This window comes from Streptomyces capitiformicae (genome assembly GCF_002214185.1).
In the GTDB taxonomy this organism is placed as follows: Bacteria; Actinomycetota; Actinomycetes; order Streptomycetales; family Streptomycetaceae; genus Streptomyces; species Streptomyces capitiformicae.
The window spans coordinates 4,726,481-4,740,192 of record NZ_CP022161.1 but is presented as its reverse complement, the minus strand read 5'-3'; the positions used below and the strand labels follow the sequence as shown (position 1 = coordinate 4,740,192).

The following is a 13,712-nucleotide window of genomic DNA, read 5'->3' as shown; positions in this document are numbered from 1 at the left end:
ACCAGCTGATCGTAATTTGATCCGCTCCCTCTCGTAAACGAGGGATCCCGCCTCCCATGCTCCCCCTACTGACCCGCCCCGTCGCCCGGACAATGCCCGGACAATGACACAGGCGTTACGGATGTCGGCGCGAGCAGGCAAGATGGGCGGCAGAGCGATAGGGCAGTGGTAGAGCAACAGAGCCAGCGGTACACCTGCCGTACGCCGGGCGTTCAGCCCGAGGTCGGTTTCCCGATCAAGGTGCGCAACGCGCACGAAATGGTGTTGTGGTGTGATGCTCAGGTGCCCGATCGTCTCCCGTCGCTCGGGAGCAGGCGGCCTGACCAGCAAGGAATAGGTGGAAGCGGAAGATGGACAAGCAGCAGGAGTTCGTGCTCCGTACGTTGGAGGAGCGCGACATCCGTTTCGTACGCCTGTGGTTCACGGACGTGCTGGGCTTCCTGAAGTCCGTGGCCGTGGCCCCTGCCGAGCTGGAACAGGCGTTTGACGAGGGCATCGGCTTCGACGGCTCGGCCATCGAGGGCTTCGCCCGGGTGTACGAGTCCGACATGATCGCCAAGCCGGACCCGTCGACGTTCCAGGTCCTGCCGTGGCGCGCGGAGGCCCCGGGCACCGCCCGTATGTTCTGCGACATCCTCATGCCGGACGGCTCCCCGTCCTTCGCCGACCCGCGCTATGTCCTGAAGCGGGCCCTGGCCAAGGCCTCCGACCTGGGGTTCACCTTCTACACCCACCCCGAGATCGAGTTCTTCCTGCTGAAGGACAAGCCGACGGACGGCTCCCGGCCGACCCCGGCCGACTACTCGGGCTACTTCGACCACACCCCGCACAACGTCGGCATGGACTTCCGCCGCCAGGCGATCACCATGCTGGAGTCGATGGGCATCTCGGTCGAGTTCTCCCACCACGAGGGCGCGCCGGGCCAGCAGGAGATCGACCTGCGCTACGCCGACGCCCTCTCGACGGCGGACAACATCATGACGTTCCGCCTGGTCATGAAGCAGGTGGCGCTGGAGCAGGGCGTCCAGGCGACGTTCATGCCGAAGCCGTTCAGTGAGCACCCGGGCTCGGGCATGCACACGCACCTCTCGCTCTTCGAGGGCGACCGGAACGCGTTCTACGAGTCCGGCGCCGAATACCAGCTCTCCAAGGTCGGCCGCTCCTTCATCGCGGGCCTGCTGAAGCACGCCGCCGAGATCGCCGCGGTCACCAACCAGTGGGTCAACTCCTACAAGCGCATCTGGGGCGGCTCCGAGCGCACGGCGGGCGCCGGTGGCGAGGCCCCCTCGTACATCTGCTGGGGCCACAACAACCGCTCCGCCCTGGTCCGCGTCCCGATGTACAAGCCCGGCAAGACGGGCTCGGCACGGGTCGAGGTCCGCTCCCTGGACTCCGGGGCGAACCCGTACCTCGCCTACGCGATGCTCCTGGCCGCCGGCCTCAAGGGCATCGAGGAGGGCTACGAGCTCCCGCCGGGCGCCGAGGACGACGTCTGGGCCCTCTCGGACGCCGAGCGCCGCGCGATGGGCATCGAGCCCCTCCCCCAGAACCTCGGCGAGGCCCTGACCCTCATGGAACGCAGCGACCTCGTCGCCGAGACCCTCGGCGAACACGTCTTCGATTTCTTCCTCCGCAACAAGCGGCAGGAGTGGGAGGAGTACCGCTCCGAGGTGACGGCGTTCGAGCTGCGGAAGAACCTGCCTGTGCTGTAAGGCTGCGGTAAGGCTGCTGTAAGGCCCTTGTTCCGCAGCGACGGATTGTGAAGGGGAGCCCCGTGTGCGGGCTCCCCTTCCGCCTGCCCCGCCGGTACCGGCATGATGATCTCCATGACCGCACACCGACGAAAGGCCGATGCCGCGTAAGCGGCCCGGCGCGCTGCGCGCCGCACAGCAGCCTCGACACCACCGTCCACAGCGCTGGGACAGCCCCGCCCCGGACCGCGTCCACGGCCTCTCGGCCCGTACCAGCCTCGCCATCCACCGGTACGAGGCGCTCTCCACCGACTACTACGTCTTCCCCGGCGTCACCGACCACGCGCTGCGGCGGTACCGGGCCTTCCTCCGGCCGCCGGGACGCCGGCCCCGCTATCCGTACGCGGACGGCTGCTCCTGCCGTGGCTGTGAACTCCGGGACGTCAGACACGCCCGTGCCATGCTCGACGCGGCCGTGCGGAACCTGCCCCCGCGGGCCCGCGCCGAGCTGGGACGACTGGTGGCGGCCCTGGACGCCGTCTACCTCGCGCGCACCCTGCCGGACCCGTTCGCCGACGCCCGGCGGGAGTGGCGCCCCCATCACGTGTGGTGGTACCGGCGCCTCGAGGGCTGTCAGTACACCGCGTCCGGGGCCGTCTGACGTGCGGGGTTCTTATTGCTGCCGTGCGGCCAGATCGGCCAGTACCTGGCGGAGCGGTTCGGTGGCGCGGCGGCGGTACTCCTGGATCGCCCAGCCGTTGCCGTCCGGGTCCTTGAAGTACATGAAGGTGGCGCCGTCGTCGGGGGCGTACTGGACGGGTTCGGAGACGTCGAGGCCGCGTTCGACGAGTTCGGCGTGGGCCGCCTTGATGTCGGCGACGCAGAGTTGCAGGCCATGGTAGGAGCCGGGGGCAGGCTTGGGGCCCTGGGCCATCTCCCAGATGGAGTCGCCCAGGGCGATCGAGCAGCCGGAGCCCGGGGGTGTCAGCTGCACGATGCGCATGCCGGGCATGACCTCCTGGTCGATGTCGACGTGGAAGCCGACCTTGTCCCGGTAGAAGTCCCGGGCGCGGTCGATGTCGCTCACGGGCAGCGGGATCACTTCGAGCGTGAAGTCCATGGATATGACTCCTCTATCCACGTCGGATGCCATCGGATGTCAGCCGAACCGCCACCGCGTCTGACTGAACGGCTCTCCCTTACCGAAGCCGAAAACCGTGCGGGGCGCCACCGCGAAGACGAGGGCGTGGCCCGGACCGTGGTGGAAATACCCTTCCCGTACCTCGAAGTGCCAGAAACTGCCGTACTTCGTCTCCCACGCGGCGGCCAGTTCGCGCAGCCTGTCGTCGTCGGCCACGCGTATGGCCTCGCCCTCCACCACGAGGTCGTAACCCTTGTCCCAGGTGTTCGTGCCGGTGGTGAGTACGACGTGCGGGTTCCCGGCCAGGTTCTTCGCCTTCCGCTCCTTTGGGCCGGTGCAGAAGTGCAGCGCGCCGTCCGACCACACCGCGGGCAGGGGCGTGACGTGGGGGCGGCCGTCGGGCCGTACTGTCGAGATCCAGAACAGTTCGGCCTCGGCGAGCAATGCCTCGGCCTCCGGCCAGGGGGGTGCGGTGGCGGCGGAGTCGCTGTAGCGGAGGTCGAGATGGGCTTGGGGGGTGTTCGGCATGGGGTGCCCCTTCCTGTCAGAAGGGCAGACTCCGCCGGATCCGGAAACTCATCTCCTGACAAGCTTTGGCCATGACTCCCGAGTCCAACGTCTCCAAAGGCGTGTCCAGCACCTCCTGGCTGGGCGCCCCCATCGACGCACGCGCCCTGTTCGGTCCCGAGCTGGAGGCCCTGCTCGACACCCTGCGGGAGCTGCGGCCCGCCGACTGGAGCAGGCCGGCGCTCCCCCGCTGGACGGTGCGTGACGTCGCCGCCCACGTCCTCGGCGACATCTACGGCCGCCTCGGTCACGCTCCGAGCGAATACGGCGGATACGAGCGGGTCTTCGCGCCAGGCGAGTCGGTGGAGGAGTTCATCCACCGCACCAACCAGGAATGGGTGGACCTCCGCGCCGACGACAGCCCCGCTTCGCTCATCGACGCCCTGGAGACGGCCGGGGCCGAGCTCGCCGCCCGCTTCGCCACGGCCGACCTGGAGGCTCCTGCCCTGGGGGTGTCATGGGCGGGAGTCGACCCGGCGCCGGCCTGGCTGGACATCGCCCGGGAGTTCACCGAGTACTGGACCCACCGCCAACAGATCCGCCATGCCCTCGGTCACGCCACCGACCCGGAACCGCACGCCCTGTCCACCGTCCTGGACACCTTCATGCGGGCCCTGCCCCACACCCTGCGGAACACGCCCACGTCTGCCGGGACCCAGGTCGAGGTGATCGTCGAGGGGCCGGCCGGCGGCAGTTGGACCGCCACGGCCACAGCGGACGGCTGGTCCCTGTCAGAACCGCCCGGCGCCGAGCCGACTGCTTCGGTACGCCTGGATTCGGAGACCGCCTGGCGTCTGTGCAGTCGGGGCATCGATCCTGCCGCCGCCCTGGGCCGCGCCCGCGTAGAGGGCGAGCGGCGCCTCGCCGAGGCCGTCTGCGAGATCGTATCCGTCATCTACTGACAGCCGTCTACGAACAACCGTCTACGAACAACCGTTTACGAACAACGCGCCGCGGCTACGCTGCCACCGGCGCAGCCGACAATGAGCCGAACCGGGGGACACCATGAGCCGACCGCTGCTGTTTCTCGACGTGGACGGACCCCTCAACCCGTACGCGGCCCAGCCGGAAAGGCGCCCCGACGGCTACACCACGCTCAGAGTCCCCCTGGAAGGCCGAAGCCCTGACGAGTACGGAGGACTCTCGCGCCGGCGGCGGCCTCTGCGGGTCTGGCTCAACCCCGAGCACGGCCGCGCCCTGCTCCGGCTCGACTACGAGTTGTGCTGGGCGACCACATGGATGGCGGAGGCCAACCGGTGGATCGCCCCGGTGCTCGGCCTTCCCGAACTCCCCTTCGTGGACTTCGGCGACGCCCTGTTCCAGGAGCGCCCTGACGGGGTCCACTGGAAGACCGCACTCCTGGTGGACCACGCCGACGGCCGTCCCTTCGCCTGGGTCGACGACGAACAGAGCGAGCGGGACCATGCGTACGTGACTGCCCGCCACCGCGCCCAGGCGCTTCTGCACCATGTCAACCCGAGGATCGGTATGCGCGAGGACGACTTCCGGAACCTCGCCGACTTCGCCCGATCCCTGAACCCGACACGCCCCACCGGCTGACCCGCCCCCGATCACCCGTCCCACTCCGGATCACCCTCGAAGTGCTCCCTGAGCCAAGCCCCGGTCTCTTCGCCCGGGATGCTTTCCCGTGGAGAGCAGTTCAAAGAGAACACGGGAGGACCGGCGGTCATCCGCTTGCGTGTTCACCGCCTGAACAAACTCTCCCGGCCGACCAGCTCGCAGACCATCCCGCCGACCATCCCGCCGACCATTCCCAAGGCCCCGACAGCCCCGTCAGCCCCCAGACGTGTCGATCGTCACCCGCGCCGCCACCGGCAGGTGATCGCTGCTCGTCTCGGGCAGGGTCCACGAGGCCATCGGTTCCATGCCCTTGACCAGAATCTGGTCGATACGGGCCATCGGGAACGACGCCGGCCAGCTGAAGCCGAAGCCGTCGCCGGCGGCGCCCTGGGTGGAGCGCATCTGGGCGGTGACGGCGTTGAGGGCGCGGTCGTTCATCGTGCCGTTGAGGTCGCCGAGGAGGACGACCTGCTGGATGGGTTCGTCGGCGATGGCCTCACCGAGGGCGTTGGCGCTCTTGTCGCGCTGGCGGGCGGTGAACCCGGCCTCCAGCTTCACCCGCACCGAGGGCAGATGGGCGACGTACACGGCGACCGGTCCCTCCGGCGTCGTCACCGCCGAGCGGATGGCGCGCGCCCAGCCCAGCTTGATGTCGACGGCCTTGGTGCCGCCCATCGGGTACTTGCTCCACATCCCGATGGTGCCGACGACCTTGTGATACTTGTACGTCGCCGCCAGCGCCTTCTCGTACACCGGCACCGCGGTCTCGGCCAGCTCCTGCAGGGCCACGATGTCCGCGCCGGAGGCGGCGACGTCGCGGGCCGTACCGGAGGGGTCGGTGTTCTCCGCGTTGACGTTGTGGGTGACGACGGTGAGGTCGCCGCCGCCGCCGGTCTTGCTGGTGACGAGTCCGCCGAACAGATTCAGCCAGACGATCGTCGGGACGAGGATCGCGATCAGCGCGGTCGCCGACTTGCGGACCAGCGCGAGGATCAGCAACAGCGGGATCGCCACGCCCAGCCAGGGCAGGAACGTCTCGGTCAGGCTGCCGAGGTTGCCGACCGCGTTGGGAACCTGGGCGTGCAGCACCATCACCAGCGCGATGAGGAGCGCGAGGACCGCGACGACGATCCCGCGCCGCCAGATCCGCCGGTCCCCTCTCCAACCGCCGAACAAGCGACCGAACCACCGAGCGAGCAGGCGCCGAAGCCGGGATCCTTCGCGGCCCTGCCCCATGCCGCCGCCGCCCGTCTCCGTCATGTACGCCTGCGCCATACCTCGCCTCACAACCTGCCGTGCACCATCGTCCCCCCGCGTCGAGGGGGTGTCGGAGAGTCCCGTGCGGTGCCCACGCCCGCCGCGGCAGCGGCTGGTGTCACAGCCGGTGCGTGCCCTCGGTGTGCCGGACGAAGGCCCTCGTAGCGGAGCTACTCGGGTCTTTGGCCGGTGCGGCGAGGTGTGTGCCGGGCGCCGCGGGCACCGCACGGGACTCTCCAACACCCCCTAGACCCTAGGGGATGATGGCCGTCGATCCTGCCGCCCACGGCGGCCGTACAGGCACGAGGACGAACAAGTCGCAGTTCGGAGTTCCGAACCGGCGCGAAGGGCGTTGAGGTCTGTAACGAAACGTGCACATTGGGATGTGACTCACCTCGCAGGCGGACGCAGCCCTTCGAGCGCCGTGTCGACGATCCGCTGGGCGAGATCCTCGGGGAGATCCGCGTCCGGGCGCATGATCGTGCGAACGAGCATGGGGCCGAAGATCAGGTCGCCGATGAGGTCGATGTCCACGTCGGCACGGATTTCGCCGTCGCGCTGTCCGCGGCGCAGCACGTCGGTCCCGGCCTGGCGGCGCGGGGCGACGACAGTGGCGTGATAGGCGTTCCAGATCTTGGGGCTGCTCTTCATCTGGGCGAAGACGTTGTGCAGGATCGCCGACGACCGGTTGAGGAGTCCGCGTTGGCGCGTCGCTTCGAGCAGCACCACGAGGTCGTCACGCATCGAGGTACCGGGCAGCACCGGGTCCGGGGGCTCGGCGGTGCGCACCACGTCGAGGAAGAGTTCCTCCTTGCCGCTCCAGCGGCGGTAGATGGTGGCCTTGCCGACGCCGGCGGTGCGGGCCACCCGCTCGATGGACAACTCCGCGAGCGGTACGCCCTCTTCGAGGAGCTTCATCGCGCCCTCGATGATGGAACGCTCCACGGCCTCGCTCCGGGGCCGCCCCCGTACCGGGCTGACGACCCGCTCATCCCCGGTGTCTCCGGCCCGGCTGTCGACGAGGCTCACGGTCCACTCCACTCTCTGTCGTCGTGCGGGGCGATTCTCCCTCGTGTACGGCGATCCCGCATACGGCGATCTCGTGTACAGCGATCTCGTGTACAGCGATCCCGCATACGGCGGTCAAGGGCGCCCGGTACGGCCTCGGTGGCCGAAGATCAACGGTCGGCGGCCACCAATTCCGCCTCCTTCTCCTCCCGTTGGCCGGTGTTCGTCCTCCCCGGCAGGAACAGCGCCATGACCACCGCCCCGACGGCGGCGATGCCCGCCCCGCACAGCGCGGTGACGTGCATGGCGTGCAGGAAGGCGTCGTGGGCCGGGCCGACCAGGGCCTCGCCCCGCTGACCGAGGCGGGCGGCGAAGCCGAGGGTGGCCTCGATGGACTCGGCGGCGGCGTGCGGGGCGCCGGCGGGCAGCTCGCCCTCGATACCGCCGCGGTAGGCGGTCGACAGCACGGAGCCCAGTACGGCGATACCGAGGGCTCCGCCGACCTGACGGAAGGTGTTGCTGAGCGCGGACGCGGAGCCCGCCTTCTCCCGGGGCAGGGCCTGCATGATGACGACGCTCAGCGGGGTCATGACGTGGGCCATGCCCGCGCCCATGACAAAGAAGATCACTTCGAGGACCCAGATCGGCGTGTCCGCGTCCAGCACGGCGAACGCGGCCAGCATCGCGGCGATCAGCAGCATGCCCGTCGTACACACCGCGCTGTTGCCGAAGCGGTCGACGACGAGGCGGGCACGCGGCGCGAACACGAGCTGCGCGACGGCCAGCGGCAGCATCAACAGGCCGGTCTGGAGCGGCGAGTAGCCGCGTACGGTCTGGGTGTAGAAGACGGAGAAGAACGTCACGCCCATCAGGGCGAAGAAGACCAGGCCGATGACGCCGATGGCGGCCGAGAAGACCTTGTTCTTGAAGAACGTGATGTCGATGGACGGATGGTCGCTGCGCTTCTCGAACACGACGAAGGCGGCAAGGACCGCGAGACCGGCCGCGATGGTCCCGAGGACCGTGACATCGGTGAAGTCGGCGAGCTGGCCGCCCCTGATGATGCCGTAGACGAGCAGGACGAGCCCGACGACGGACAGCAGCACACCGACGGGATCGATCCGCCCGGGATTCGGGTCGCGGGAATCAGGTACCAGCCACACCATCAGCCCCACCGCGAGGACGACGATCGGCACATTGATCAGAAAGACCGAACCCCACCAGAAGTGGTCGAGAAGCACACCACCGGTGATCGGCCCGATGGCGATGGCGAGGCCGACCCCGCCCGCCCAGATCCCGATGGCCTTCGGCTGTTCCTCGCGCTCGAAGACGTGCATCAGGACGGCGAGCGTGGCGGGCATCACGAAGGCGGCGCCGAGGCCCATCATCGCGCGGAACGCGATGAGTTCGGCCGGCGAGCCCGACTCGGCGGCCAGCGCCGAGCCGATGCCGAAGACGACGAGACCGCCGAGCAGCACCCGCTTGCGGCCGAGCCTGTCGCCGAGGAGGCCCGCGGTGAACAGCAGCCCCGCGAAGACGAGCGTGTAGGCGTTGATCGCCCACTCCAGTTCGCTCTGCGTGGCGCCGAGGCCGGTCGGTTCCGGGGTCGAGATCGTCTTGATGGCGACGTTGAGGATCGAGTTGTCGAGCACCACGATCACCAGGCTCAGCATCAGCACACCGAGAATCACCCAGCGACGCCGATGCACCGCCGCTGGTATCCGGGAGTCAGGGACTGCGGTAGTCATACGGTCGATCGTAAGGCCATTTCGATACGGCACCGTCTCGTATCGTAAATCTTTACCCGTGCCTTACGTGCAAGTGGCCTTCCGTGCCGGTGCCTGAACGGTCACAGCGCCTCCCTTCCCCTGGCCCTCTCTGGCACGAGGTGCCACCATGGAGCTGGTCCGGGGACGCCGTAAGGGCGCCTCGAGATGACATGAAGGAGCTGTAGCCATGACGCAGCTTTCGGCTGCCCAGACGAAGCCCTCCGACGGCAGCAAGGCGCTGTACGGGGGCAAGGGCACGCGCCGTATCACCGTCCGCGACATCGCCCTCGCCAAGGAGCGCGGCGAGAAGTGGCCCATGCTCACCGCGTACGACTCGATGACCGCGTCCGTCTTCGACGAGGCCGGCATCCCGGTCATGCTCGTCGGCGACTCGGCGGGCAACTGCCACCTCGGGTACGACACGACCGTGCCCGTCACCCTCGACGAGATGACCATGCTGTCGGCGGCCGTCGTACGGGGCACCAGCCGCGCCCTGATCGTCGGCGACCTGCCCTTCGGCTCGTACCAGGAGGGTCCGGTGCAGGCGCTGCGCTCGGCGACCCGGCTGGTGAAGGAAGCGGGCGTCGGCGCGGTCAAGCTGGAGGGCGGCGAGCGGTCGCACGAACAGATCCGGCTCCTCGTCGAGTCCGGCATCCCGGTCATGGCCCACATCGGCCTCACCCCGCAGTCCGTCAACGCGATGGGCTACCGCGTGCAGGGCCGGGGCGAGGAGGCAGCGGCACAGCTGCTGCGCGACGCGAAGGCCGTCCAGGACGCGGGCGCGTTCGCGGTGGTCCTGGAGCTGGTCCCGGCGGAGCTGGCAGCCGAGGTCACGCGGGTGCTGCACATCCCGACGGTCGGCATCGGGGCAGGCCCCGAGACGGACGCACAGGTCCTGGTCTGGACCGACATGCTCGGCCTGACCGGCGGCCGCGTACCGAAGTTCGTGAAGCAGTACGCCAATCTCCGCGAGGTCATGACCGGCGCGGCCAAGGCCTTCGCCGAGGACGTCGTCGGCGGTACGTTCCCCCTGGAGGAGCACTCCGTCCACTGAGGCCTCCGGGCCCACCGAGCCACTGCGGCACCACCACAGCAGCCCGCCGATCTTCCCCCGTCGGCGGGCTGCTTCTCTGCTTGCGCACTGTGGCTCGCGGCTGCCCTGAACTGCTTACAGCACCGGCAGGTTGTTCCGCAGCTCGAACCCGTCACCTCGCAGCGGTACTCCTCCCACTCCTGCCGATTGTTGCGGAGGTAGTGATGCGGCTGTGGAGCAACCTCGTGAGCTCAACGTCGGTGCAAGGCAGGACGATGAGCGAAAGGTCGTTGATGGCCATCGTTGGTCACTGTGGGGCCGCCCTTCGACGGCCCACAGACGACCCAGCCTGAGATGTGAAGTGCTGGTGGGCCCTCACCAGGGCTTCAGCGTAGTCGCGTGACGTCCGTTTCGTGATCATGTGAGTCCGAGGAGGGCGAGAGGTCGGCTGGCGTCGCGGGCGTTGCGCCGGAGGCCAGCGGCGATGCTGCTCTTCCCGGCGAGGCGAAGGGCGCCGATGGCGAGGTTGCGCCAGGTCGCCATGGCGCGGGGTGCGGAGCAGGTTCGCAGCTGGGAGGCGTCCTCGGCGAACGTCACGTCTCGGACGTGGTGCAGGGCTTCGATCTTCCAGTGGCTGCGGATCAGCCGAGCGAGCTCGGCGGGTGTGGCCTGTTCCGCAGTGAGGCTGGTGACCGCGTAGACGGTCTTGATGCTGACCTTGCCGGTCTTGCGGTCCATTCGGCGGCGTTTGAGCTGGATGGCCTGGCGGGCGCCGGGAAAGAGCAGGCTGTTCGCCGTGCACACCTTGATGCAGCGGATCTCACCGCGTCCGTGGCCGGTGTCGTGGGTGCGGCCCTGCAGCGGGATCTGCTTCCAGGGAAGGGATTTGAGCTGCTTGTGGAGCTTCTTCGTAGGGTCGGCCACGCGGCGAGGTACCAGCTGCGAGCTGATCCTTTTCCGCGTGGCCTCCCTCCGAACCGGACGTGCGAGCTTACTCTCGGGCTTTCCTCCGGGCGCTTCCCTTCGGTCTTGCGTTTCCGACTCTATCAGATCGTTTTCCGATCCGATTTCCTCGATGCTTTCCAGGTTTCCGCTTTCGCGTTTCCCTTTCCGGCGGTTCCGACTCTATCAGATCCTTTCGGTCCTGATTCCCAGTCAGCGGGGCTTGTCTTCACGGCTGTTGGGCCGTTCCGACGAGTGAGACTTTAGCGGATTCCGAGCTCCCGAGCTAATCGGGGGCTGCGTCCTTTCGAACGCGGATTCCTCATTCCGTAAATACGCATGCCAACAGCACGACGACGGGTCGTCGATTGTTGGTGGTTACCTGCGGAATGCTGTCCGGGGACCGACCGAGGGTCGGCGCTCACGTCGGACAACTCGGAGAACACTACGGATCGGCCCTGGGTGTGTCAACTCGCTGCCGGGCGGTACCTCCGAGGCGTAGCCTGGCCCCCATGACTACGCGTACGTGTCACCAGCAGTGGTGGGCCGCCTGACGGCGGCCGTGCTCACGTATGCACTCGACGGCCGCCGCCCCGGCGGCCGTTCTCGTATCTCCCTCCAGGGGGACGGCCGGCAGGTGGCGGCGGTCCTGACCAGGAGGATGAGAGATGACGCGGGTCTTCAGCGGGATCAAGCCGACAGGGCATCTGACGCTCGGGAACTACCTGGGAGCCGTACGGCGGTGGGCCGAGGTCGATCAGCACGGGACGGATGCGCTGTTCTGCATCGTGGATCTGCACGCGCTGACCGTGGACCACGATCCGGCGCGGGTGCGCAGGCTCAGTCGGCAGGCGGCGACGTTGTTGCTGGCCTCGGGGTTGGATCCGGAGCTGTGCACCGTCTTCGTACAGAGTCATGTGGATGAGCACGCGCGGTTGTCGTACCTGTTGGAGTGCGTGGCCAGCGACGGCGAGATGCGGCGGATGATCCAGTACAAGGAGAAGGCCGCGCGGGAACGGGAGCGGGGTGGGAGTGTCCGGCTGTCGTTGCTGACGTATCCCGTGCTGATGGCGGCGGACATCCTGGCGTACGGGACCGATGAGGTGCCGGTGGGTGACGACCAGACGCAGCATGTGGAGCTGACTCGGGATCTGGCGGTGCGGTTCAACCAGCGGTACGGGCACACGTTCGTCGTGCCGCGGGCGACGCATCCGAAGGTCGGGGCTCGGGTCATGAACCTGCAGGAGCCGACTTCGAAGATGGGGAAGACGGACGACGTGGGGCCGGGAATCGTCTATCTGCTGGACGAGCCGGACGTGGTGCGGAAGAAGATCATGCGGGCCGTGACCGACAGTGGGCGGGATGTCGTCTACGACCGGGAAGGGCGGCCCGGGCTCGCCAATCTGCTGGAGATCCTCGCGGCGTGCGAGGGCGGGAACCCCGAGGACCTGAGCGGTGTATATGAATCGTACGGAGCTTTGAAGAAGGACACCGCAGAGGCCGTGGTCGAGCTCCTCAGGCCCGTACAGGAGAGGCACAAGGACTTGTGCGCGGATCCTGCGTACGTGGAGGGGGTGTTGCGGTTGGGTGCGGAGAAGGCCAGAGAGATGGCTCGGCCGAGGGTGGATGCGGCGTATCGGGCGATCGGGTTGTTGGCTGCCTGAACAGCGCCGCCAGCTGAGCGAGCGGCGCTGCAAGCGAGGTCAGCTGTTGTTGCCGGAGGCCAGCTCGCGGCTGCGGTCGCGCGCGGCCTCCAGGGCGGCGATCAGCGCGGCGCGCACCCCGTGGTTCTCGAGTTCGCGGATGGCGCTGATCGTCGTACCTGCGGGGGAGGTGACGTTTTCGCGGAGTTTGACGGGGTGTTCGCCGCTGTCGCGGAGCATCGTGGCCGCGCCGATGGCGGACTGGACGATGAGGTCGTGGGCCTTGTCGCGGGGCAGGCCGAGGAGGATGCCCGCGTCGGTCATGGCTTCGACCAGGTAGAAGAAGTACGCCGGACCCGAGCCTGAGAGGGCGGTGCAGGCGTCCTGCTGGGACTCGGGGACGCGGAGCGTCTTGCCCACGGCGCCGAAGATCTCCTCGGCGTGCGCGAGATCGGCCTCGCTCGCGTGGCTGCCGGCGGAGATGACGGACATGGCCTCGTCGACGAGGGCGGGGGTGTTCGTCATGACACGGACGACTGGAGTGCCTGCGGCCAGGCGCTCTTCGAAGAAGGAGGTGGGGATGCCCGCCGCGCCGCTGATGACCAGGCGGTCGGCGGGGGTGTGCGGGGCGAGTTCGTCGAGGAGGGTGGCCATGTCCTGGGGCTTGACCGTCAGGATCAGGGTGTCGGCGGTCTTCGCGGCCTCGGGGTTGGTGACCGGGGTGACGCCGTAGCGGGTGCGTAGTTCTTCGGCGCGTTCGGGGCGGCGGGCGGTGACCAGGAGGTCCGCGGGGGCCCAGCCGGCTCGGATCATGCCGCTGAGCAGGGCCTCGCCGATCTTGCCGGTGCCGAGGACTGCGACTTTCTGGGTCATGGTGCGGGTGCCCTCCGGGGGTGCGTCGTCCTGGGGTCATCCTCGCATCAGGGGGCGGGGGGTGGCTTTGGTGTCCGGTGGGCGGGATGTGGCCTGGACAGGTGCCCGGCGGGTGAGGCCGGGCGGAGGGGCGCGCAACTCGGCGCTCCGAGGTGCCGCTGCGCCCACCCTCCCCCATCGCCCCAGCGGCACGACTGCCCGCAGCTA

13 protein-coding genes are annotated in these 13,712 nt (G+C 68.5%); 6 read left to right on the top strand and 7 right to left on the bottom strand.

The features are described 5' to 3' along the window. The first annotated feature begins 350 nt into the window (after window positions 1-350). On the top strand, window positions 351-1,712 hold the full coding sequence (locus CES90_RS21135) for a glutamine synthetase family protein (protein WP_189781539.1): 1,362 nt from the start codon (window positions 351-353) through the stop codon (window positions 1,710-1,712). Between the two features lie 139 nt (window positions 1,713-1,851). Then, on the top strand, window positions 1,852-2,352 hold the full coding sequence (locus CES90_RS21130; protein WP_189781538.1) for a hypothetical protein: 501 nt from the start codon (window positions 1,852-1,854) through the stop codon (window positions 2,350-2,352). Between the two features lie 12 nt (window positions 2,353-2,364). Here the strand turns inward: CES90_RS21130 and CES90_RS21125 are convergent, their stop codons facing one another. Together CES90_RS21125 and CES90_RS21120 are read right to left on the bottom strand one after the other, a co-directional pair. Then, window positions 2,365-2,811 carry a VOC family protein gene (locus CES90_RS21125; RefSeq protein WP_189781537.1) on the bottom strand — a complete coding sequence of 149 codons (447 nt, stop codon included), beginning with the start codon at window positions 2,809-2,811 and terminating at the stop codon, window positions 2,365-2,367. A gap of 39 nt (window positions 2,812-2,850) precedes the next feature. After that, on the bottom strand, window positions 2,851-3,360 hold the full coding sequence (locus tag CES90_RS21120; protein WP_189781536.1) for a pyridoxamine 5'-phosphate oxidase family protein: 510 nt from the start codon (window positions 3,358-3,360) through the stop codon (window positions 2,851-2,853). A gap of 71 nt (window positions 3,361-3,431) precedes the next feature. Here CES90_RS21120 and CES90_RS21115 point away from each other — a divergent pair, with 71 nt between their 5' ends. After that, window positions 3,432-4,301, top strand: coding sequence for a maleylpyruvate isomerase family mycothiol-dependent enzyme (locus CES90_RS21115; RefSeq protein ID WP_189781535.1), 870 nt, complete (start codon window positions 3,432-3,434; stop codon window positions 4,299-4,301). A 103-nt stretch (window positions 4,302-4,404) separates the two neighbouring features. Further along, window positions 4,405-4,959: an HAD domain-containing protein gene (locus CES90_RS21110; protein ID WP_189781534.1), complete on the top strand. Its 555-nt coding sequence runs from the start codon at window positions 4,405-4,407 to the stop codon at window positions 4,957-4,959. A gap of 234 nt (window positions 4,960-5,193) precedes the next feature. Here CES90_RS21110 and CES90_RS21105 read toward each other — a convergent pair whose 3' ends face one another. From CES90_RS21105 to CES90_RS21095, 3 genes are all read right to left on the bottom strand, one after another. Further along, a complete protein-coding gene (locus CES90_RS21105; RefSeq protein WP_189781533.1) occupies window positions 5,194-6,255 on the bottom strand; it encodes an endonuclease/exonuclease/phosphatase family protein in 1,062 nt (353 codons plus the stop codon). Between the two features lie 372 nt (window positions 6,256-6,627). Next, the gene (locus CES90_RS21100; RefSeq protein WP_189781532.1) at window positions 6,628-7,266 is read right to left on the bottom strand and encodes a TetR/AcrR family transcriptional regulator; all 639 of its coding nucleotides are present in this window, start codon (window positions 7,264-7,266) and stop codon (window positions 6,628-6,630) included. 149 nt (window positions 7,267-7,415) lie between these two features. Further along, window positions 7,416-8,993, bottom strand: a complete 1,578-nt coding sequence (locus tag CES90_RS21095) for an MFS transporter (protein ID WP_189781531.1) — start codon at window positions 8,991-8,993, stop codon at window positions 7,416-7,418. A 208-nt stretch (window positions 8,994-9,201) separates the two neighbouring features. Between CES90_RS21095 and panB the strand changes: the two genes are divergently transcribed. Next, window positions 9,202-10,068, top strand: a complete 867-nt coding sequence (gene panB, locus CES90_RS21090; protein WP_189781530.1) for a 3-methyl-2-oxobutanoate hydroxymethyltransferase — start codon at window positions 9,202-9,204, stop codon at window positions 10,066-10,068. A 396-nt stretch (window positions 10,069-10,464) separates the two neighbouring features. On the opposite strand, the gene CES90_RS21085 is transcribed toward panB, so the two are convergent. Next, a complete protein-coding gene (locus CES90_RS21085; RefSeq protein WP_232791327.1) occupies window positions 10,465-10,971 on the bottom strand; it encodes an ISAs1 family transposase in 507 nt (168 codons plus the stop codon). A 686-nt stretch (window positions 10,972-11,657) separates the two neighbouring features. Between CES90_RS21085 and trpS the strand changes: the two genes are divergently transcribed. Next, entirely contained in the window at window positions 11,658-12,653 is a 996-nt protein-coding gene (trpS, locus tag CES90_RS21080; protein WP_189785618.1) for a tryptophan--tRNA ligase, read from the top strand. A 39-nt stretch (window positions 12,654-12,692) separates the two neighbouring features. On the opposite strand, the gene proC is transcribed toward trpS, so the two are convergent. Continuing rightward, window positions 12,693-13,505 carry a pyrroline-5-carboxylate reductase gene (proC, locus tag CES90_RS21075; protein ID WP_189785617.1) on the bottom strand — a complete coding sequence of 271 codons (813 nt, stop codon included), beginning with the start codon at window positions 13,503-13,505 and terminating at the stop codon, window positions 12,693-12,695. Window positions 13,506-13,712: the final 207 nt, after the last annotated feature.

Excerpts from the sequence above, each read along its gene's own strand:
- CES90_RS21120 (WP_189781536.1), bottom strand. The coding sequence starts at position 3,360 with ATGCCGAACACCCCCCAAGCCCATCTCGACCTCCGCTACAGCGACTCC.
- trpS (WP_189785618.1), top strand. The coding sequence starts at position 11,658 with ATGACGCGGGTCTTCAGCGGGATCAAGCCGACAGGGCATCTGACGCTC.
- CES90_RS21135 (WP_189781539.1), top strand. The coding sequence starts at position 351 with ATGGACAAGCAGCAGGAGTTCGTGCTCCGTACGTTGGAGGAGCGCGAC.
- CES90_RS21125 (WP_189781537.1), bottom strand. The coding sequence starts at position 2,811 with ATGGACTTCACGCTCGAAGTGATCCCGCTGCCCGTGAGCGACATCGAC.
- proC (WP_189785617.1), bottom strand. The coding sequence starts at position 13,505 with ATGACCCAGAAAGTCGCAGTCCTCGGCACCGGCAAGATCGGCGAGGCC.
- panB (WP_189781530.1), top strand. The coding sequence starts at position 9,202 with ATGACGCAGCTTTCGGCTGCCCAGACGAAGCCCTCCGACGGCAGCAAG.
- CES90_RS21110 (WP_189781534.1), top strand. The coding sequence starts at position 4,405 with ATGAGCCGACCGCTGCTGTTTCTCGACGTGGACGGACCCCTCAACCCG.
- CES90_RS21115 (WP_189781535.1), top strand. The coding sequence starts at position 3,432 with ATGACTCCCGAGTCCAACGTCTCCAAAGGCGTGTCCAGCACCTCCTGG.
- CES90_RS21105 (WP_189781533.1), bottom strand. The coding sequence starts at position 6,255 with ATGGCGCAGGCGTACATGACGGAGACGGGCGGCGGCGGCATGGGGCAG.
- CES90_RS21095 (WP_189781531.1), bottom strand. The coding sequence starts at position 8,993 with ATGACTACCGCAGTCCCTGACTCCCGGATACCAGCGGCGGTGCATCGG.
- CES90_RS21130 (WP_189781538.1), top strand. The coding sequence starts at position 1,852 with ATGCCGCGTAAGCGGCCCGGCGCGCTGCGCGCCGCACAGCAGCCTCGA.